Origin of the sequence: Natronomonas sp. EA1 (genome assembly GCF_051195035.1) — an archaeon.
GTDB lineage: Archaea > Halobacteriota > Halobacteria > Halobacteriales > Haloarculaceae > JBNTJV01.
Genome location: NZ_JBNTJV010000002.1, coordinates 532,115 through 550,853 on the forward strand (window position 1 = coordinate 532,115; position 18,739 = coordinate 550,853).

The 18,739-nt window shown below is 67.4% G+C and carries 21 protein-coding genes; 9 read left to right on the forward strand and 12 right to left on the reverse strand.

Annotated features, from left to right (window positions below; translation table 11 throughout):
• Positions 1-8: 8 nt before the first annotated feature.
• Together ACQUQR_RS08615 and ACQUQR_RS08620 are read right to left on the reverse strand one after the other, a co-directional pair.
• Positions 9-770, reverse strand: coding sequence for an iron-sulfur cluster assembly protein (locus ACQUQR_RS08615; protein WP_435196055.1), 762 nt, complete (start codon positions 768-770; stop codon positions 9-11).
• Entirely contained in the window at positions 770-1,831 is a 1,062-nt protein-coding gene (locus ACQUQR_RS08620; protein ID WP_435196056.1) for an amidohydrolase family protein, read from the reverse strand. Before ACQUQR_RS08620 ends, ACQUQR_RS08615 begins: the two co-directional genes overlap by 1 nt.
• Before the next feature lie 117 nt (positions 1,832-1,948).
• Between ACQUQR_RS08620 and ACQUQR_RS08625 the strand changes: the two genes are divergently transcribed.
• The gene (locus ACQUQR_RS08625; protein ID WP_435196057.1) at positions 1,949-2,989 is read left to right on the forward strand and encodes an NAD(P)-dependent alcohol dehydrogenase; all 1,041 of its coding nucleotides are present in this window, start codon (positions 1,949-1,951) and stop codon (positions 2,987-2,989) included.
• A gap of 5 nt (positions 2,990-2,994) precedes the next feature.
• On the opposite strand, the gene ACQUQR_RS08630 is transcribed toward ACQUQR_RS08625, so the two are convergent.
• Together ACQUQR_RS08630 and ACQUQR_RS08635 are read right to left on the reverse strand one after the other, a co-directional pair.
• On the reverse strand, positions 2,995-3,381 hold the full coding sequence (locus ACQUQR_RS08630) for an NUDIX hydrolase (protein WP_435196058.1): 387 nt from the start codon (positions 3,379-3,381) through the stop codon (positions 2,995-2,997).
• 75 nt (positions 3,382-3,456) lie between these two features.
• Positions 3,457-3,759 carry a putative quinol monooxygenase gene (locus ACQUQR_RS08635; protein ID WP_435196059.1) on the reverse strand — a complete coding sequence of 101 codons (303 nt, stop codon included), beginning with the start codon at positions 3,757-3,759 and terminating at the stop codon, positions 3,457-3,459.
• Positions 3,760-3,844: 85 nt separating this feature from the next.
• Between ACQUQR_RS08635 and solA the strand changes: the two genes are divergently transcribed.
• Positions 3,845-4,978 (forward strand): N-methyl-L-tryptophan oxidase, encoded by a 1,134-nt coding sequence (gene solA, locus ACQUQR_RS08640; RefSeq protein WP_435196060.1) that lies wholly within the window; start codon positions 3,845-3,847, stop codon positions 4,976-4,978.
• Here the strand turns inward: solA and ACQUQR_RS08645 are convergent.
• The 3 genes from ACQUQR_RS08645 to mutS all read right to left on the reverse strand — a co-directional run bounded on the left by ACQUQR_RS08645 (position 4,975) and on the right by mutS (position 9,398).
• On the reverse strand, positions 4,975-5,940 hold the full coding sequence (locus tag ACQUQR_RS08645; RefSeq protein ID WP_435196061.1) for an NADPH:quinone reductase: 966 nt from the start codon (positions 5,938-5,940) through the stop codon (positions 4,975-4,977). The two genes, solA and ACQUQR_RS08645, sit on opposite strands and share 4 nt — an antisense overlap.
• 454 nt (positions 5,941-6,394) lie before the next feature.
• Positions 6,395-6,730: a cupin domain-containing protein gene (locus ACQUQR_RS08650; protein WP_435196062.1), complete on the reverse strand. Its 336-nt coding sequence runs from the start codon at positions 6,728-6,730 to the stop codon at positions 6,395-6,397.
• Between the two features lie 43 nt (positions 6,731-6,773).
• Positions 6,774-9,398 carry a DNA mismatch repair protein MutS gene (gene mutS, locus ACQUQR_RS08655; RefSeq protein WP_435196063.1) on the reverse strand — a complete coding sequence of 875 codons (2,625 nt, stop codon included), beginning with the start codon at positions 9,396-9,398 and terminating at the stop codon, positions 6,774-6,776.
• Positions 9,399-9,484: 86 nt separating this feature from the next.
• Between mutS and ACQUQR_RS08660 the strand changes: the two genes are divergently transcribed.
• The 3 genes from ACQUQR_RS08660 to ACQUQR_RS08670 are packed head-to-tail and all read left to right on the forward strand — an operon-like array spanning position 9,485 to position 11,387.
• A complete protein-coding gene (locus tag ACQUQR_RS08660; protein ID WP_435196064.1) occupies positions 9,485-10,309 on the forward strand; it encodes a YqcI/YcgG family protein in 825 nt (274 codons plus the stop codon).
• 44 nt (positions 10,310-10,353) lie between these two features.
• A complete protein-coding gene (locus ACQUQR_RS08665) occupies positions 10,354-11,154 on the forward strand; it encodes a M48 family metallopeptidase (protein ID WP_435196264.1) in 801 nt (266 codons plus the stop codon).
• Positions 11,154-11,387 (forward strand): hypothetical protein, encoded by a 234-nt coding sequence (locus ACQUQR_RS08670; RefSeq protein WP_435196065.1) that lies wholly within the window; start codon positions 11,154-11,156, stop codon positions 11,385-11,387. Before ACQUQR_RS08665 ends, ACQUQR_RS08670 begins: the two co-directional genes overlap by 1 nt.
• A gap of 13 nt (positions 11,388-11,400) precedes the next feature.
• Here ACQUQR_RS08670 and ACQUQR_RS08675 read toward each other — a convergent pair whose 3' ends face one another.
• A complete protein-coding gene (locus ACQUQR_RS08675) occupies positions 11,401-12,162 on the reverse strand; it encodes an SDR family NAD(P)-dependent oxidoreductase (protein ID WP_435196066.1) in 762 nt (253 codons plus the stop codon).
• Positions 12,163-12,396: 234 nt separating this feature from the next.
• Here ACQUQR_RS08675 and ACQUQR_RS08680 point away from each other — a divergent pair, with 234 nt between their 5' ends.
• The 3 genes from ACQUQR_RS08680 to ACQUQR_RS08690 are packed head-to-tail and all read left to right on the forward strand — an operon-like array spanning position 12,397 to position 15,305.
• Positions 12,397-14,019, forward strand: coding sequence for a Na+/H+ antiporter NhaC family protein (locus tag ACQUQR_RS08680; protein ID WP_435196067.1), 1,623 nt, complete (start codon positions 12,397-12,399; stop codon positions 14,017-14,019).
• A gap of 46 nt (positions 14,020-14,065) precedes the next feature.
• Positions 14,066-14,518 carry a peroxiredoxin gene (locus tag ACQUQR_RS08685; RefSeq protein WP_435196068.1) on the forward strand — a complete coding sequence of 151 codons (453 nt, stop codon included), beginning with the start codon at positions 14,066-14,068 and terminating at the stop codon, positions 14,516-14,518.
• A gap of 40 nt (positions 14,519-14,558) precedes the next feature.
• Complete coding sequence (locus ACQUQR_RS08690) at positions 14,559-15,305, forward strand: SDR family oxidoreductase (protein WP_435196069.1); 747 nt, start codon at positions 14,559-14,561, stop codon at positions 15,303-15,305.
• Here the strand turns inward: ACQUQR_RS08690 and ACQUQR_RS08695 are convergent.
• Complete coding sequence (locus ACQUQR_RS08695; protein ID WP_435196070.1) at positions 15,292-15,705, reverse strand: hypothetical protein; 414 nt, start codon at positions 15,703-15,705, stop codon at positions 15,292-15,294. The genes ACQUQR_RS08690 and ACQUQR_RS08695 overlap by 14 nt on opposite strands.
• Entirely contained in the window at positions 15,689-16,792 is a 1,104-nt protein-coding gene (locus ACQUQR_RS08700; RefSeq protein WP_435196071.1) for an MBL fold metallo-hydrolase, read from the reverse strand. Before ACQUQR_RS08700 ends, ACQUQR_RS08695 begins: the two co-directional genes overlap by 17 nt.
• 57 nt (positions 16,793-16,849) lie before the next feature.
• Between ACQUQR_RS08700 and ACQUQR_RS08705 the strand changes: the two genes are divergently transcribed.
• Positions 16,850-17,479, forward strand: a complete 630-nt coding sequence (locus ACQUQR_RS08705) for a hypothetical protein (protein WP_435196072.1) — start codon at positions 16,850-16,852, stop codon at positions 17,477-17,479.
• A gap of 208 nt (positions 17,480-17,687) precedes the next feature.
• On the opposite strand, the gene ACQUQR_RS08710 is transcribed toward ACQUQR_RS08705, so the two are convergent.
• Both ACQUQR_RS08710 and ACQUQR_RS08715 read right to left on the reverse strand, forming a co-directional pair.
• Positions 17,688-18,347, reverse strand: a complete 660-nt coding sequence (locus tag ACQUQR_RS08710) for a DUF3800 domain-containing protein (RefSeq protein ID WP_435196073.1) — start codon at positions 18,345-18,347, stop codon at positions 17,688-17,690.
• Between the two features lie 64 nt (positions 18,348-18,411).
• A complete protein-coding gene (locus tag ACQUQR_RS08715; protein WP_435196074.1) occupies positions 18,412-18,732 on the reverse strand; it encodes a hypothetical protein in 321 nt (106 codons plus the stop codon).
• Positions 18,733-18,739 lie beyond the last annotated feature (7 nt).

Sequence of the window (18,739 nt, forward strand, 5' to 3'; positions counted from 1 at the left end):
ACTGTGGCTCAGGAGAGCGGGGGACGGCCGGGCGCGTGGCGCGCCCGGTTGAGCGCGTCACAGACGCTCCCCTGCCCGCTCATGTTGACGCTGGCGAGCCGCGCCCGGCGGTGGACCAGTTCGAACGACTCGGCGGGGATGGGCTCACCCTCCGGCGTCCGGAACAGCGCGTCCTGGCCGTCGTCGAGCAGGCCGGTGACGCGCGCCTTCTCGAGGTACGCCTCGACGGGGGCCGGGTCGATGGGGATGCCGACGCTTCCGTCGCGAACGAAGACCGCACCGTCCTCGAGTCGGCAGTCCTCTCGGGTGAGCGCGGCGACCTGCTCACCCGTGAGCCCCGCCTCCAGCAGGGCCTCCACGGCGTCGTACTGGCGGGCGAGCCGGGCCTTCGCGTCCAGCGTGGCGCGGATGCTCGCCACCCCACCGTCCGCGTCGGGGAACACCTCGCCGAACCGTTTGCGCTCGGTGACACCCTCGGTGATCTCGTCCTCGTGCATGTGCTCGCGCAGGGTCACGGTCGCGCGCTCGACCCCGGGGAGCGCCTCCACCTCGTCGCGGGCGTCCGTCGCCATCATCCACGCGAACGCCGGGGAGCACCACGCCGTCGGGAGCGTGAACACGACGCTGACGTGACTGCCGTCGATGGAGATCTCGTCGACGTACTCGAGTGCGACGATGGACTCGTCGAGTTCGGGGTCCGTCACGCGGTCGAGCCGGTCCCGCACGGCCGCGACGGTGAGCGAGTCGGGGGACTGGTGGCGCGTCGCCATCAGTCGTCAGCGGGGGCAGTTCCAGCCCCGTAGTGCGATTCCAGCCCGAACTCCGCCGTGATGTCGTCCGACTGGAACTCCTGTTTCTTCGCTTCGATATCGATGTCGTACAGCTCCGCCGCGTTCTCCCCCATGATCTTCTTCATCACGTCGGTCGACAGCTCGACGCCGTACTCGTCGCGCTGCTCCTGGGTGAGTTCGGCGTTCATCACCGTCTCGACGAGCCAGTCGGGGTCCCACAGCGCGTAGTCGGAGCCGAACAGCAGGCGGTCCTCGCCGAGCCAGAACAGTAGTTCACCCATGATCTCCCCGAACTTCCGGGGACGGTGGACGGCCAGCGGTGCGGCGACCGCGAGCCCACCGTAGACGTTCGGCTCCTGTGCGGCGATCCAGCAGAAGTCGTCGAGCCGCGGGAGCCCGACGTGTTCGACGACGAAGTTGAGCTCCGGAAACGAGGTGGCCGCGTCGTCCACGTCGGCCACGTCGAACGCGTCGCGGTTCAGCGGGCGGATGGTCGGCCCCTTGTGCGGGTGGATGTTCTCGATCCCCAGCTCCGAACAGAGTTCGAGGAACTCGAAGGCGGCGTCGGAGTCGAGTCGCCAGCCCTTCGAGTCGCCGTTCCACTCCGCCGTGTAGAGTTTCACACCGGAGATGTCGTGTTTCTCCTTCTGGCGTCGGAGTTCCTCCTTCCCCGCTTCCCCGTCACGGGGGTCGAACCGCCCGTTCAGGACGAACCGTCCGGGGTACTGGTTCGCGAGTTCGGCGTTGTCCTCGATGGTGTTGAACCCGTTCGCGTAGAAATCCGAGAGATACGTCGGCTGGAAGATCGCCATGTCGACTGCGGCGTTCGAAAAGAGGTCCTGGGTCATCCGTTCGGCGCTGTACTTGCGATACTCCTCGAGCGTCCACTGGTGCTCCTCGGGAGTGAACCCGGTGTGGTAGTCGTAGAAACACTGGATGAACTGCTCGCCACCCTCGTGAGTGATGTTCTCTGTCGACGCGTCCCAGAGGTGCGTGTGGGAGTCTATCACGAAGATATCCTCTCCATCATGATTATACATGATGTGTGGTAACGAGGAACACACCAACTTATCAGTTTCTTCGAAACTCGAGAGTTGTTTATTTTCAGACAACCAGCCGGTTTTTTGTGCTCGCTCCCCCGAGTGTGTCACGTTACCATGCGTGCCGCGAGACTCCACGAGTACACAGACGACATGAGCGAGGCGCTCAGCATCGACGACGTAGACAAGCCGACGGCGACGGGCTCTCACGACGTCATCGTCGAGATCGAGGGCGCGGGCTGGTGTCAGACCGACAACCACGTCGTCGAGGGGATGTGGACGGACTACGTCCCCCAACAGCTCCCGTTGACCCTCGGCCACGAGAACGCGGGCACCGTCGTCGAGGTGGGCGAAGAGGTGACCACCGTCTCCACGGGCGACCGGGTCATCTGCCACCCGGTGATGACCTGTGGGACGTGTCGCCCCTGCCGGCAGGGGGAGGACATGTACTGCGAGAACGTCGCGTTCCCGGGGCTCACCCACGACGGCGGCTTCGCGGAGTATCTGAAGACGAACGACCGGGCGGTCATCCCCCTCCCCGGGGAGGTGGACCCCGCCGACATCGCGCCGCACGCCGACGCGGGCATCACGGCCTACCACGCGGTGAAGAAGGCCACCCGGGAGCTGAACCCCGGTGACACCGCCGTCGTCATCGGCGTCGGGGGGCTCGGCCACATCGGCATCCAGTGTCTCGACGCGATGAGCGCGGCCGACATCGTCGCGCTCGACCTGAAATCGAGCGCCCGTGACCTCGCGCGCGAACTCGGCGCCCGGGAGGCGTTCGACCCCGCGAGCGACGACATCCCCGCAGAGGTCGAGGCGCTCACGGACGGCCGCGGCGCCCAGCAGATCATCGACTTCGTCGGCGCGGACGAGACGACGGCGCTCGGCCCCGAGATCGCCGCTCCCGGCGGCGACCACCACGTCGTCGGCTACGGCGGCCACGTCCACCAGCCCTCCCAGACGCTCGTCGACGGGGAGTTCGCCTACCGCGGGACGCTCGTCGGACGCTACACCGAGCTGCAGGAGCTCGTCGCGCTCGTCGACCGCGGTGACGTGGAACTGCGAACGAGCCGCTATCCCTTAGAGGAAATCAACGAGGTCGCGGAGGCGCTCGAACACGGCGAGATCGAAGGGCGGGCGGTCATCACGCCCTGAGTCGGCTACTCCCCGAGTGTCCGGGAGAGCGCCTCGGAGAGCGCCGTGGCGTGCCGCTCAGAGAGGAGCGGCTCGGCCTCGTCGGGAGTGACCCACCGGTAGGCGTCGTGCTCCTCCGAGAGCGCGACCGACCGGTCGTCGACCCGCCCACGGTAGTAGACGAAGAACTTCGCGCGTTTCCGTTCGTGTCGCCGGATGGCGGTGTGGACCGGGCGGCCGATCTCGGCGTCCAGCCCCGTCTCCTCCGCGAGCTCGCGGTGGAGCGCGTCGATGGGGGCTTCCCCTCGGTCGATGCGGCCGCCGGGGAACTCCCACGTCCCGTCGGGGTCGCGGACCAGCAGCACCTCGTCGTTCGAGAAGAGCACGGCCTTCTGGCTCACGACGGCGGTCATCGGCTCACTCACGAACCCCACCCCAGTCGACACTCATCACCGGTGGGAAGCGGTGGCGGGGTATGAATCCCCGGGCTACATGAGCTGGGTGGCGTCGCTCACCTCGTACTTCATGAGCGTCACCTCCCCGCCGGCGAACTCGGGCACCTGCGCCTGGAACGCCTCGAAGTGGTCGCTCGTCATGTGGGCGTCCACCGCCTCCTGGTCCTCGTACACCTCGAAGATGCGGACCGTGTTCTCGTCGTCGATGTCGGCGTTCACGCGGTACTCGATGACCCCGTCCTCCTCGCGAGAGGCCTCACCGAGGTCGGAGAGGGCGTCGATGGCTTCCTCGCGGGCGTCGGGACGGATGGGCACGACTGCGTACTGAACGATCATCACCGTCCCCTCTCCCGCCGGGGAGAAAAACCCTCGCCGCCCGTGTACCCGGTATGCTTATGCGTGACACTGGCAATCGACAGCCATGCCGAATCACGCGTACGACGCCATCGTGGTGGGGGTCGGGGGGATGGGGAGCGCCGCGACCTATCATCTCGCGCGCCGCGGCCTCGACGTGCTCGGACTGGAGCGGTACGACGTGCCGAACGCGATGGGCTCCTCACACGGCGAGACCCGGATGATACGGAAGGCGTACCACGAGAGCCCCGCGTACCTCCCGCTGCTCGACCGGGCCTACGAGCTGTGGGGCGAACTCGAGGCCGACCACGGGCAACAGCTCCTGTATCGGACGGGGTCGGTCGCGGCCGGGCCCCCCGACTCGGAGCTGGTCGCCGGCGCCCGTGCGGCCTGCGAGACCCACGGCCTCGACCACGAGACGTACGACAGCGCCGCGCTCCACGAGCGGTTCCCCGGGTTCGACCTCCCCGAAGAGTACGAGGCGGTCTACCAGCCCGACGGGGGGTTCCTCGCGGCCGAGCAGTGCACCATCGCGCACGTCGACGCGGCCCACCGCGCGGGGGCGACGGTGCGGGCCCGCGAGCGGGTGACCGGGTGGGAAGCCACCGAGACGGGAGTGCGCGTCGAGACGGACCGCGGCAGCTACACCGCCGGAACGCTGGTCGTCGCCGGCGGTGCGTGGGCCCCGAAGCTCCTCCCGGCGTTCGCGGACGTGCTCGAGCCCCAGCGGCAGGTGATGGGGTGGTTCCAGCCGTCGCGACCTGAGAATTTCACCCCCGAGACGTTCCCGGTGTTCATCGTCGACCACGAGCACGCGAACCCCGACTACGGCTTCCCCCGGTTCGACGCCCCCGGCATCAAGGTCGGCATCCACCACCACTTCGACGAGACGGTCGACCCCGAGACGATGGCCCGCGAGCCCCGCCGCGCGGACGAGGACGCCTTCCGCGCGTTCCTCGGGGACTGTCTGCCCGACGCAAACGGCCCGGTGCTGCGGCTCTCGACGTGTCTCTACACGAACACCCCGGACGGGCACTTCATCATCGACCGGCATCCCCAGAAAGAGAACGTCCTCGTCGCCTGCGGGTTCAGCGGCCACGGGTTCAAGTTCGCCCCCGTCGTCGGCGAGATCCTCGCCGATTTAGCGGTGGATGGAGAGACCGACCACCCGGTCGACCGCTTCCGCGCCGACCGGTTCTAGGGTTCGATGACGAGCTTCCCGAAGAAGCTCTCCGACAGCACGTCGCGCTGGGCCTGCGCGGCGTCGTCGAGCGCGTAGGACTCGGCGATCTCGATCCCCATCCCGTCAGTCGCCATGAGGTGGGCGATGCCGTGCAGCCCGACGCGCATGTCGGGCGTGTTGAACATACTCATGAACTGGTAGTTCACGTCCTTCGAGCGGGCGGCCCCGTCGTTGGTGAAGCCGGGGTCGGGGCTGTTCTCCCCGATGCCGACGACGCGCGCGCCGTCCGCGGCCACGTCGGCGTCCAGCTGGAGGTAGTCGTCCAGCCGGTGGTCGAGAATCACGTCGACACCGCCGTTCGAGGCCTCGGTGATGGCCCCTGCGAGGTCTTCCTCGTTGTAGTCGATGACCGTCTCCGCGCCCAACTCGGAGAGCCGGTCGTGGTACCTCGGGGCCGCGGTGGTGATGACGCGGGCGTTCACCGCGGCGGCGAGCTGGACCGCCGCGTGGCCGACGCCACCGGACCCGCCGTGGATCAGGACGTACTCCGCGGGGTCGAGCGACGCGTGCTCGATGAGCGCGCGCCACGCGGTGAGCGCCGCGACGCCGGCCGCCCCGGCCTCCTGGAGCGACACGGCGTCGGGAATGGTGACCACGCGGTCGGTGGGGACCGTTGCGTATTCGGCATAGGCCCCCTGGTCGTTCATGCTCCCGATACCGGTGCCCATCACGCGGTCGCCGACCTCGAACCCCTCGACGCCCTCGCCGACGGCCGCGACGGTGCCCGAGACGTCGACCCCCGGCGTGAACGGCAGGTCGACGACCGGATACGATCCCTCCCGGAAGTACGTGTCCACGGGGTTGACGCCCGCCGCGGCCACCTCGACGAGGATTTCTCCTCGATCGGGTTCGGGTCGCTCGGCCTCCTCTGCAGTCAGTACCTCCGGCCCACCGTGCTCGTGTAGACGTGCTGCGCGCATGCTACCCGGGAACACAGTCGGGTGGGTGATAAGCGTTCGAGATACCCGTTTTTTCGGCCTGCTTTTTGAGAATTGTGAGATGATTTGTTGTGAGACAGGGCAGGAGTTCCCGAGTCGAAGACTGCTACCGGGTCCGCCAACACCACGTAGAAAGTCCCGATTTGCTGTTTGACGGTGACAACGGTTACGAACAACACGTAGAAAGTCCCTCCCGAGTCGGCTGGCCGGCCAGCCACCGTGGGTCGGCCGGTCGAGAAGCCATCGTGGGGGTGGGACTGAAAGGGGCCGTCGCGTCGTGAGCCGAGGCGACGTAAGCACTGGAGCGACCGAAGGGAGCGAAGCGCGCAGCGAGCCGCAGGCCACGAGGCGACGGGGGCTTTCTACGTGTTCGTGGCGGACCCGGTAGCAGGCCCACACGCATCTAAAAACAGGATTCAAAAACCGACCACTCAGCCTAGTCAAGCCAACTTGGATTCGGGCGTGGCGGGGAGAACACGTCGATGGCCAGCAGCTCCTCCTCTCCTCGATTTTCGGCCGCGTGGACTTCGTGGCTCTTGAGCCAGTAGGAGCCGCCTTCGCCCACGGGAATCGCGCCGTCCTCCAGCACGAACGTCTGTTCGCCCTGATAGACGAACCCCACCTGCTCGTGGTGGTGGCTGTGTTCGGGGACACGCGCGCCGGGGGCCATCCGGAGGTGCTGGATGCTCATCTCCTCGCCGATGGCGAGCTGGGCGAGGTAGACGCCGTCTTCGACCTCCACTTCCTCTACGTCGCCGGGGATGTGGTCCATGCGCGTGGCTCGTCGCGGGGGGAGAAAACTGTGTTGCGTGGCATCACTCGCCCAGCTGTTGTTGCCACTCCTGCACCTTCGCCATGAGTTCCACCGGCGGAACCGAGTTCACGTCCGTCGCCCGGAGTTCGTCGAGGACGGCCTCCGTGTCGGGGTCCAGCGCGGGGGCGGCCTCGTCGCTTCGCTCACCGCCGTCCGCCGCGCTCGTGAACGACCCCGACCCGAGGTCGAAGGTGGTCTGGACGCTCTCGCCGGAGCCGCCTTTCGCCTCGATGGCCTTCTCCTCGCGCAGCCGGTCGAGCACGTCGCGTGCGCGGGAGACGACCGGACCCGGGACCCCGGCGAGGTCCGCGACGTGGACCCCGTACGAGCGGTCGGTCGCGCCCTCGACCACGGTCCGGAGGAACGTCACCTCACCCCCGTCCTCGTTCACGTCGACGTGGACGTTCTCGACGCGGGGGAGGTGGTCGGCCAGCCCCGTGAGCTCGTGGTAGTGGGTCGCGAACAGCGTCTTCGCGCGGATCTCGTTGTGGAGGTACTCCGTCGCGGCCCACGCGATGGAGATGCCGTCGTACGTCGCCGTCCCTCGCCCCACCTCGTCGAGGATGACGAGCGAGTCCTCGGTGGCGCTGTGGAGGATATTCGAGAGCTCCTGCATCTCGACCATGAACGTCGAGCGGCCCTGTGCGAGTTCGTCGAGCGCGCCGACGCGGGTGAAGATGCCGTCGACGAGCCCCACCCGCGCGGAGCGCGCGGGGACGTAGCTCCCCACCTGCGCGAGCAGGGTGATGAGCGCGGCCTGTCGCATGTAGGTGGATTTCCCCGACATGTTCGGCCCGGTGACGATGAGGAATCGTCGCTCGCTGTCGAGCCGCAGGTCGTTCGGGACGAACTCCGTGGACTGTTCGACGACGGGGTGACGGCCCTGTTCGACGACGAGTTCGTCCCCCTCCGAGAGCTCGGGGCGACACCAGTCGTTGCGCACCGCGTGGACTGCGAGCGAACAGAGGGTGTCGATCTCGGCGAGGACGCGCCCGATGTCCTGGAGGATGTCGGCGTTCGCGGCGACCCGCTCGCGAAGCCCACGGAAGACCTCGTACTCCAGGTCACCGCGCCGCTCTTCGAGCCGGAGGATCTCCCGTTCCTTCGCCGCGAGTTCGTCGGTGACGAACCGCTTGGAGTTCTTCAGCGTCTTGATCTCCTCGTAGTGTTCCGGCACCGAATCCGCCTGCGATTTCCCCACCTGGATGTAGTAGCCGTCCGTCTTGTTCCGGTCGACGGAGAGCCGGGAGACGCCGTATTTCGAGGACTCCCGCTCCGCGAGGGTGTCGATCCACTCGACGGCGGACTCGTGGCGCTCGATGAGGTCGTCGAGCTCGTCGTCGAACCCCTTCCGGATCAGGCCGCCCTCGGTGAGGGTGTTCGGAGGGTCCTCCGCCAACGCGTCGGCGAGCGCGTCGTGGAGCTCCGCGGCCCGCTCGCGGTCGAGGCGGTCGAGCAGGTCCGTGATCGGCGAGTCGGAGAGCCGGTGGGCGTTCGCCACGGCGTCGGTGAGTTCCGGGACGAGCGCGAGGGTATCCCGGACGCGAAGGAGGGCGTCGGCGTCAGCACTCCCCGAGACCGCGCGGGAGGCGAGGCGTTCGAGGTCGTACGCGTCGGCCAGGAGGTCGCGCAGCCCCTCGCGGGCCATCGCGTCCTCGGCGAAGGCGGCGATGGCCGACTGCCGGCGGGTGAGCTCTCCGCGCTGGCGGATGGGGCGCCCGAGCCACTCCTTCAGCAGCCGTCGCCCGGCGCTCGTCGCGGTGTGGTCGATAGTCGAGAAGAGCGAGACGCCCTGGCCCGTCATCGTCTCCGTGAGTTCGAGGTTCCGTTGCGTCGTGGCGTCGACGGAGACGTGGTCGTCGGCCGAGTAGGCCTGCAGGCGGGTGACGGAGGCGAGCGCCCCCACGCCGGTGTCCTCGACGTACGCGAGCGCCGCACCCGCGGCCTGGACCGCGACCTCGCTGTCGAGACCCACCGACTCGGCGGCCTCCCCGAACTGGGATTGCAGGGTGTGTCGGGCGCGGCCGGGGGCGAACGCCTCGGCGCCGTGGAGGGTGAGTTTCGTGTCGACCCGCTCGCGCACCCGGCCGAGGAAGTCGTCGTCGTTTCGGAGGTCAGGGCCGGGGAGGAGTTCGGTGGGGGCGAAGCGGTAGAGTTCGGTGAGCGCCCGCGACATCGAATCGGGGCCCGACAGCGAGGTGACCTGGAACCGCCCGGTGGTGATGTCGAGGAAGGCGAGGCCCACGGTGTCGCCCGAGCCGACCACCGACGCGAGATACTGGGCGTCGTCGCCGGAGGGGTCGACGAGCGTGCCGGGGGTGACGACCCGCGAGATGCGGCGTTCGTGGCCCCCCTCGATCTCGTGCTGGTCGGCCACCGCGACCCGGTAGCCGCGTTCGACGAGTGCCTTCAGGTAGGGGGTCAAATCGGCGACGGGAACCCCGGCCATCTTGTACAGCTCGCCGCCCGAGGAGCGTTCGGAGACCTTCAAGTCGAGTTCGCGGCCCACCGTCTCGGCGTCCTCGTGGAAGAACTCGTAGAAATCACCCATCTGCATCGCCAGGAGGTCCGCTTCGGATTCCTCCTTCAGCGCGAGATACTCCCCGACGATGCCGCCCGCAGTCATGGGTGTGAGTGTTCGCTCCCCCGGTAAAGCCCTGTGGATTCGACCGGAAGGGGAGGGTTCATTTTCCGGGAGTCCTCATCTGTGGTATGAACGAACCCGGGCTACAGGTCCTGATGGACCAGCGGACGTTCGAAGCGCGGGTCCCCGGCGCCCCCGGCTGGGTCCAGCGCCACTGGGAGACGTTCGAGGGGGGCATCCTCGGCCGGCGAAACGAGACTCCGTTCCCCTGTTTCTTCGCGGCGGAGTCGCTGCGCGCGGGTGAACCCCTCTTTACGGTCTGCCCCTCGATGGACGACCCCGAGCACCTGCTCCAGCTCGGCGAGACCCTCCAGGAGTACCTCGCCACCTACGAGGACCACGCCGACCGGGCCTCCCTCGTCACCTTCTTCGCTCCCTCGGCGGTTCCGCTCTCCGAACGCGAGTGGCACGAGGCGCTCTGGCACATCCTCCAGTTCCTCCACGTCCACGACCCCGAACCGTGGCCCGCGGACATCCCCACCGACCCCGACACGGAGACGTGGGAGTTCTCCTACGCCGGCGAACCGATGTTCCCCACCTGCCGCGCGCCCTTTTATGAACAGCGCAAGTCGCGGTACTGCCCCGTCGGCCTCGAGATCACGTTCCAGCCCCGGACGCTGTTCGAGACCGTCGGCGTCACCGCCGAGACCGAGTTCGGCCAGCGGGCCCGCGAGGTCATCCAGGACCGCCTGCGCGGCTACGACGGCCACCCACCCCACCCACACCTCGGGGACTGGGGGGTCGACGGTGACCGCGAGTGGCACCAGTACATGCTCCCCGAGGACGACGAGCAGGCGCCGGACTCCTGCCCGATTCGGGTGACGCGCGAGCATCCGAAGGTTCCGGTCGCGAACGTGACCCCCAGCCGCGGCCGTCGGACCTTAGTGTCCTGACCCAGTAGTACCGCGCGATGAGACATCTCGGGCTGAAAGCACGGATGGCCGTCGTCGGCTCCATCCTGTTCGCGTTCTACGCGGTGGCCGCCGTCGGCATCATGGCGGTGTTCGGCACGGGCGTTCTCCCGCTCGTCCTCGTCGGGAGCGTCCTGTTCGTCGGCGTCCAGTACAAGGTCGGCAAGTGGGCCGCGCTCCGGAGCGTCGGCGCGGAGGACATGCCCGAGGCGCGCTACCCCCGCATCCACGAGCGGGTGGAACAGCTCTCGGCGGGGATGGGCATCGACAAGCCCACCCTGAAGGTGGCCCGGATGGGCGTCCCAAACGCCTTCGCCGTCGGGCGGAAGGGGGCGGGCGTCGTCGTCGTCTCGGAGGAGCTCATCCAGCTGCTCGACGACGACGAGCTCGACGGGGTGCTCGCCCACGAGCTCGCGCACATCGCCAACCGCGACGTGGTGGCGATGGTGCTCGGGCAGGGGATCGCCTCCATCGTCGCCATCGCCGCGCAGTGGGTCGTTCTTCTGACGGGGGACAACGAGCTCGCGGACTTCTTTCTCGCCATCGTCGTGGGGCAGGTCGTCCAGCTGCTCGTGATGGTGTTCGTCCTCGCCATCTCGCGCTACCGGGAGTACGTCGCCGACAGCGACGCGAAGCGGGCCATCGGCGGGGGCGACCCGCTGGCTCGCGCCCTCGAAAAGATCTCGAGTGGGAACCGGCGGGCGAACGACTCCGCGGTCGACGAGCAGGTGAACGCGCTGTGTATCTTCGGTGAGGGGAGCGGGCTCGCGAAGCTGTTCTCCACGCACCCGCCCGTCGAGAAGCGCATCGAGCGCCTGCGCGGCTGATGGACCTCCGGACGCTGCTGGCCGCCGTCCTCGGCATCGGCTTCGGACTGGTGCTCATCGCCGCCCCCGAGGCCGTGATTCGAGTGCAGACGGCCGGCCGACTGCCGAGCGACCGGCGCGGGGAGTACGGGACGGATGGGACCGCCCCGGCGACGTGGCTGTGGCTCCTCCGCGTGCTCGGCGTGGCCGTGCTGGCACTCGGCGCGTACTTCGGCTGGCAGGCGTTCGCCTGACCGGGGAACGGCGCTACGAGGTCGAAAAGCCGCCGTCCACCGTCAGCCCCTCGCCCGTGATGAACGACGCCTCGTCCGAGGCGAGGAAGAGAATCGCGTCGGCGACCTCTTCCGGCTGGGCGAGTCTGCCGAGGGGGTACCGCTTCAGCATCTCCTCTTTCGCCTTCTCCGGGTCCGACCGCGTCTCGAAGAACTGCCGACCGAGTGGGGTATCCGCGAACGCGGGGAGCACGGCGTTACAGCGGACCCCGTTCCGGCCGGCCTCCGCGGCGACCGCGCGGGTGAAGTTCAGCACCGCGCCCTTCGACAGCGAGTAAGCCGCCTGGTAGGGGAGTCCGTACACCGACGCGAGCGAGCCGACGTTGACGATGTTGCCCGATTCCTGCTCTTTGAGGTGGGGCAGCGCCGCCTGACAGCCGTTCCAGACGCCCTTCACGTTCACGTCCAGCACGTACTCGAAGGTGGACGGCTCGGTGTCTTCCGTCAGGGCCGGCGGGTGGCCGATGCCCGCGTTGTTCACGACCACGTCGAGGCCGTACTCGTCGACGGTGGCCTCGATGGCCGCGTCGAACGCCTCGGCGTCCGTCACGTCGAGTTCGTGGAAGTGGGCCTCCCCGCCCGACGCTTCGATGCGGTCGACCGTCTCCGTTCCTCCATCAGGGTCGATGTCGGTGACGAGCACCGTCGCCCCCTCCTCGGCACACCGCTCCGCCGTGGCCCGTCCGATGCCGGAGCCGGCACCCGTGACGAACACTGTTTTGTCAGCGAGTCGCATGGGCGTACATCCCAAGCACGATACTTAGTTCCCCCTTACGTTGGTAACTCGGCGCCGGCGAGAGCAGAGCAGGGGCGTCCGCCGGTGTGCGATGGCGATATCCGCGCTCTCACCACTGGTCCTGAACGTTCAATTAGCATACCGAGACAGAAGTTGAACATCATCGTAAAAAACCCCGGACTGTATTTGAAATCACAACCTTCTTTCCGGTGGTTGCCACAAGGCCCATCCGGTATGGCAGGACCAGAGACGTACGGGCTGATCAGTCTGCTTCCCGCGCTCGTCGCGATCGGATTGACGCTGACGACCCGGCAGGTGCTCCTCTCGCTGTTCGCGGGCATCTGGCTGGGGGCGACCATCATCGTCGGCTACAACCCGGTGGCCGGGGCAGCTAGAGCCCTCGAGTTCGTGGTGAGCAACGTGACCGCGACGTGGAACATGAAGCTCCTCCTCTTCACCTTCCTCGTGGGGGCCATGCTCGGGATGATATTCCTCTCGGGCGGGATGTCCGCGCTGGCGACTCGCATCGCCGATCGGATTCGCACCCGGAAAGGGGCCGAGTTGGGGACCGCCGGGCTTGGGATGCTCATCTTCGTCGACTCCTACGCCTCCACGATGATTACGGGGTCGGTGATGCGTCCCATCACGGACCAGTTCGACATCTCCCGGGAGAAACTGGCGTACATCCTCGACTCGACCACGTCGCCGACGGCCTCCGTCGCCGTCGTCTCGACGTGGTTGGGCTTCGAGGTCGGACTCATCCAGCAGCAGTTCGAGGCGCTCGGCATCACTGCCGACCCGTTCGTGATGTTCCTCCAGTCCATCCCGTTCCGGTTCTACAGCCTGCTGGCGATGGCGCTGGTGTTCGTCGTCATCCTCACGGACTGGGATTTCGGCCCGATGCAGACCGCCGAACGGCGGGCAGAGGAGACCGGGAAGGTGCTGCGTGACGACGCCGATCCGCTCATCGAGACGCAGGAGGACGACATCGTCACCCCGGAACACGTCGACCCCGAGTGGTGGTACTTCGCCGCCCCCATCGTCGCGCTGGTCGGGATGACGGCGTTCAGCCTGCTGTACACCGGTGGACTCACGCTGGATGCGGTGTTCGGGGCCGACAGCCTCGGCGCGCTCTCGAACGCGCTCGTCGACGCCATCTCGAACGCGTCGACGGCGAACGCCATCCTCTGGGCGTCGTTCACGGGGGCGGCGACCATCCTCACCATCCTCGTCGGCCACGCCCGCATCGGCCTCGAGCCCATCTCGGACGCCATCTTCGAGGGGTTCAAGATGGTGATGTTCCCGGTCGCGGTGCTCTCGCTCGCGTGGTCCATCGGCGCGGTGTCGCAGGCGATGGGGGTCGGGCCGTTCATCGTCGGTATCGCCGAGGGGGTCATCAGCGCCGCGATGCTTCCGGCTATCATCTTCGTGGCCGCGGTCGTTATCTCCTTCTCCATCGGAACGTCGTGGGGGACGATGGGCATCCTCTTCCCCGTCGCCATCCCGCTCGCGTTCAATCTCGGCGCGCCGCTCCCGTCGGCCATCGGGGCCATCCTCACCGGCGCGCTGTTCGGAGACCACTGCTCGCCCATCTCGGACACGACAGTGCTCTCGTCGATGTTCGCCGCCAGCGACCACGTCGACCACGTGAACACGCAGATACCCTACGCGGTGCTCGCGGGGCTCATCGCGACGCTGCTGTTCCTCGCCAGCGGCTACGGGCTGCCGGCGTTCCCAGCGCTGGCCATCGGCCTCGTGCTGCTCGTCGGCGGGGCGTACGTCTTCTCGGAACACGTCGACCTCGGCCGCGTCACCGTTTACGACACCGACGGTGACCTCGGCGTCAGCGACGACTGAGACCGCGACCGTCACCGCTTTCTTCCGGCCGACCGACCCAGCGACCATGCTCGACACTGGCACGAAGGCCCCGCAGTTCGACCTCCCGAATCAGGACGGCGAGCCCGTCTCGCTCCCCACGGAGGGCACCGTCGTCGTCTACTTCTATCCCCGCGCGGACACTCCCGGCTGTACCAAGGAGGCGTGTGCCTTCCGGGACGCGTGGAGCGAGTACGAGGCGCGCGATATCGACGTGTTCGGAATCAGCGACGACCCCGTCTCGGATCTGAAAGCGTTCCAGGAGAAGTACGACCTCCCCATCGACCTCCTGTCGGACGAGTCCGGTGAGGTGTCATCGAAGTACGACTCCTACGGCGAGAAGAACGTCTTCGGGAACGTCGTGGAGGGCGTCTTCAGGAACACCTACGTCGTTTCCGATGGGGAAATCGTGCTCGCGTACGAGGGTGTCTCGCCGGAGGGCCACGCCGAGGAGATCCTGGCGGACCTCGAAGAACTGTAACCGCCGAAAGAGCGACGTACTCCGAAGGAGACTCCCGGCCATGGAGTCACTCGACGGCAAGTCGGCGATCGTCACGGGCGCGAGCGCAGGGATCGGTGCGGCCACCGCCACGCAGCTCGCGAAGGAGGGGGCGAACGTCGCGGTCGCGGCGCGACGCGAGGACCGCCTGAACGAGTTGAAAGACGAGCTCGAAGCGCGCTACGACACCGTCATCGAGGTCGTCCCGACGGACGTGACCGACGAGGCCGCGGTGGCGGCGCTCGTCGAGGCCACGGTCGAGCAGTTCGGCGGGCTCGACGTCCTCGTCAACAACGCCGGGCTGGCGCAGGGCGCGGACGTGGAGTCGATGACGACGGAGGAGTACCGGACGATGATGAGCGTCAACTGCGACGGGATGTTCTACGCGACGCGCGCCGCGATTCCGCATCTCCGGGAGTCGTCGGGCGCGCTCATCTTCCTCGGCAGTTTCGCGGGGAAGTTCCCCCGGCCGTTCAATCCCGTCTATGCTGCGACGAAGTGGTGGACCCGCGGCTTCGCGAAGTCCGTCTCCGCGCAGGTCGGCACCGACATGGGCGTCACCGTCATCAACCCCGCCGCGGTCCGCACGGAGTTCACCGTCGGCGGCGACAGCGACTTCTCCGGCGCGCCGTTCGAGGAGCTGTTCGAGCCCGGCGAGGCCGTCGAGCCGGAGGAGGTCGCGGAGTCCATCGTCTTCGCCGCCAAGCAGTCCCCGTCGATGGTCTCCGAGCTGGATATCTACGACCGTGGGAAGTTCACCGGACTGTGATTTCGAGGGCATCCTCGGGGGCTTCCGGCCCGCGCACGTAGCGCGGGGGGTCGCGCTCGAGCGTGAACGCCCGCACCCGCACGAGCAACCGTTTTTCATCGAGGGTCGCGCGCAGGAGCAACCCCTCGCCCGTCACGACGACGTAAGGCGGTGCGGCCACCGGCTGGGCACCCAGTCGCTCCCCTGCGGCCGCGACACACCCCGCGAGCACCGATGGCGCGGCCGGGAGGACACCACTTCGCTCCAGAAGCGTCTCGAACGGCGGGACGACCTGCGCGCGGTCGGTGGTCGACTCGCCGTCCCAGCCCGCAGCGACCGAATCGGCACACGCGAGGGTCGTCGTCACGAACTCGCGGTGCTCGGAGAGGAGGAAATCCCGGACGTCAGAGGCTCGCGGCACAGTTGTTCGGACCGAGTTCGAGCGTGAAAGCCGTGTCGTCGTCTATCTCCTCGGTCCCGAGGTTGGACGCGAGGATGCGCTCGACGTTCGCCGGGGGGTCGCCGGTCGCGCGAGCGACGCGCTCGGCGAACGCCTCGGCCGAGCCGAACCCCTCGATGCGGGCACGCAGCGGCCCGAGCGCCGCGGTGTAGCTGCCGTCGCGCGACGGCGGGTCGCCGGGTGTGTAGTGGCCCGGACAGACCCGCGTCTCGGGGACGAAGTCGCCGAGCCGGTCGACGACGGTGTGATAGAGTTCTCGGGCCGCGGCCTCGGGGTCTGCCCCCGGTTCGAGGTCGGGGCGCGGCACCCCCTCGACGAACAGCGTGTCGCCACAGAGCAGGGCGTTCCCCACGCGAATCGAAATCATGCCCGTCGTGTGACCGGGCGTGGCCACGATTTCGAGGTCGGTGTCGCCGAGCGGGAGGCGGTCGCCGTCGCCGACGGTCTCGACCGGGAACGAGACCCCGCGGTCGACGGCCTGCCGGGACATGATCCGGGTGGCCTCGCTCTCACGAAGGCCGCTCAGGTGGTCCGCGTGGACGTGCGTGTCGATGGCGTATCTCAGGTCGGCTCCCCGTTCCTCGGCATCCGTGGCGTAGCGGTCCGCGAACGCGCGCAGCGGGTCGACCACGGCCGCCTCCCCGCCCGAGACGACGAGGTAGGCGAGACAGCCCGTCGCGGGCCGGCGGTACTGGACGACCGCGGCCTCGCCGGCCGTGAACTCCCGGGCGTCGTAGAGCCGTCCCCAGGCCTCCATCCCGCCGTCGAGGTTCGCCGCGGGGATACCGGCCTCCCGGAGGCTCTCCGCGACCTCCGCGCTCGCCACCCCCTCCGCGCAGACGACGACGTAGTCCTCCCCGTCGACGAGCGCCCCGACGGAGCCGTTGGCTTTCGCCGCCACGAACTCCATGTACGGGACCTGGGTGCGCTCCACGCCGGGCCCCTCGATGGCCCACGCCTCGCACTCCTCGCGGTTCCGCACGTCGAGTATCGACACCGGCTCGCCCGCGTCGATGGCGCGCTGGAGGGCCTCGGGGGTGTGTTCCATACCCCTCTTTGGGCGAGCGCGGGGAAAACCCTTGACCCGTCGACACCTTCACCACGTATGGACGGAGCGAACGTACTCGAGGCGGTCCGGGCGTCGAAACAGGTGGAGCTCCAGCGACTCGGGTCGGGGAAGGCGCTGGTCGCCGAGACCGAAGCGACGCTGAACCGTGAGGAAGTGCTCGCCGCCGCTGCCCGCGCGGAGGCCCGCGCGGCCGCGACGTTCGAGGCGTGGGCCGACGACGAGGACGACGACACCGCGCGCGAGGCGTTCGAGCAGGTCGCCGCGACCGAACGCGACCACTACACCCGCGTCGTCGGCATCCTCGGCGCGGACATCGAGGCGGAGGCCGGCCCCCTCCACGACCACCTCCGCGGACTCTCGGGCACCCCCGAACGCGTCGGCGCCGGCCTCATCGGGCGGGCGCTCGCCGCCGACGGCACCCTCCTCCAGACGGTGAACTTCTTCGTCAACAACGCGAAGGAGTCCACGGCCGACGTGTTCCGCGAGCTCCGCGCGGACACCGAGGAGATCGTCGCACTCGGCGTCGAGACGCTGGACGCCGTCTGCGAGAGCGACGACGACTACGACCGCGCGAGGGAGGCCGCCGAGGAGACGATCGCGCTCATCTACGAGGAGTACGCGGCGACGCTGGAGGGGCTGGGCCTCGACCCGAAACCGACGTGTTGAGCGGCGAGGAACGTAGGGTTGCCAGAGACGGTTGTCATGCTGGGTTACCGGATTTCCCACAATTCCCACAAGATTCTAATACAAGCACGACGACTAGTACAATACCGATAAAGCCGTGGACGGTCGATGACCCTGCGTTGGTGTTAAAAGCACCTTGCCTCACGTCATCCTCAGGCGAGTGGGTGGGAGGCCAACCACGGTTCGGATTTCATAACCCCGAGAGCCATCTGTCCAACGCTTCACAGAACGATTCGGTGCAGTCAATCGCTCGACTGGAGTCAAATTCTCGTTCCCAATCAGTTCCGCCGCGATACTTCTCTGAGACCGCACCGGCCACGCAGTCAGCAGATTGGACACCCCGAACAGAGTGCGAAGACCCGTATTTCGAGTCAAAAAGTTCGACCTCGTCGTCGAGCACTCGTTTAATTGCTTTCGACTGAGAGGGACTGTAGAACTGGTCGAACGTGAAGCGAACCCGCGAGGGCGTCTCGGTCAACGTTTCAAGCACATGTGCATACCCAACGCCGAGACACGTCACGTCGGCGTGTGTGTCGAGATTACTGCCATGATACAGTTCGTGACTGTTCGAGAGCGCGTTTATTCGCTCCTGTGTTAACACGAGATACCCGAGACGAACATTGCGGTCCGGTTCGTTGAGACACTCGATTGCCCGACGCTTCTGTACCGAGGTCATGGATGTCCACTTCGCTTCGTCCATCGACCTCTCCCGACGAACGGCCCGTTTTGCACACCCACCACAGTCGTTCAGGTCGCCGAGAACAACACCGATGGAGAACACTTCTCCATCCGTGCCGTTCAGGACAGCACGGAAATTTCCAGACTCATCACCGAAGGCGTAGATTGACACGATAAACGACTACCTGTTTTCTGTTTTCAGAAGATAGTCAATAATCATAAACACCCCGATAGTGCTACCGAATCGAGGAGATCAACAGCGTCGAAAAGTCCGTCTCCGAGATCAGCTCCTCTTCGAGCGCCACGAACCAGCCGGCTTTCGCGTGCCAGCTCCCGCGTTCGTTTCCGTCAGTATCGACCACCCAGCCGTGGACGTCCTGTGGCTCCCAGTCGGCGTCGCGGAGGTACTGACAGACGCGGCCGGCTTCGCGGCGGGGGACGCCCTCGCCCGGACGGGTGGTCTCGTATTCGATGTGGAGGTCGCCCTCGTGGACGTCCTGGTGTTCGACGTAGATCCCGTGGGCCATCAGTTCGTCGGCCATCGAATCGAGGGTCATACCCCGA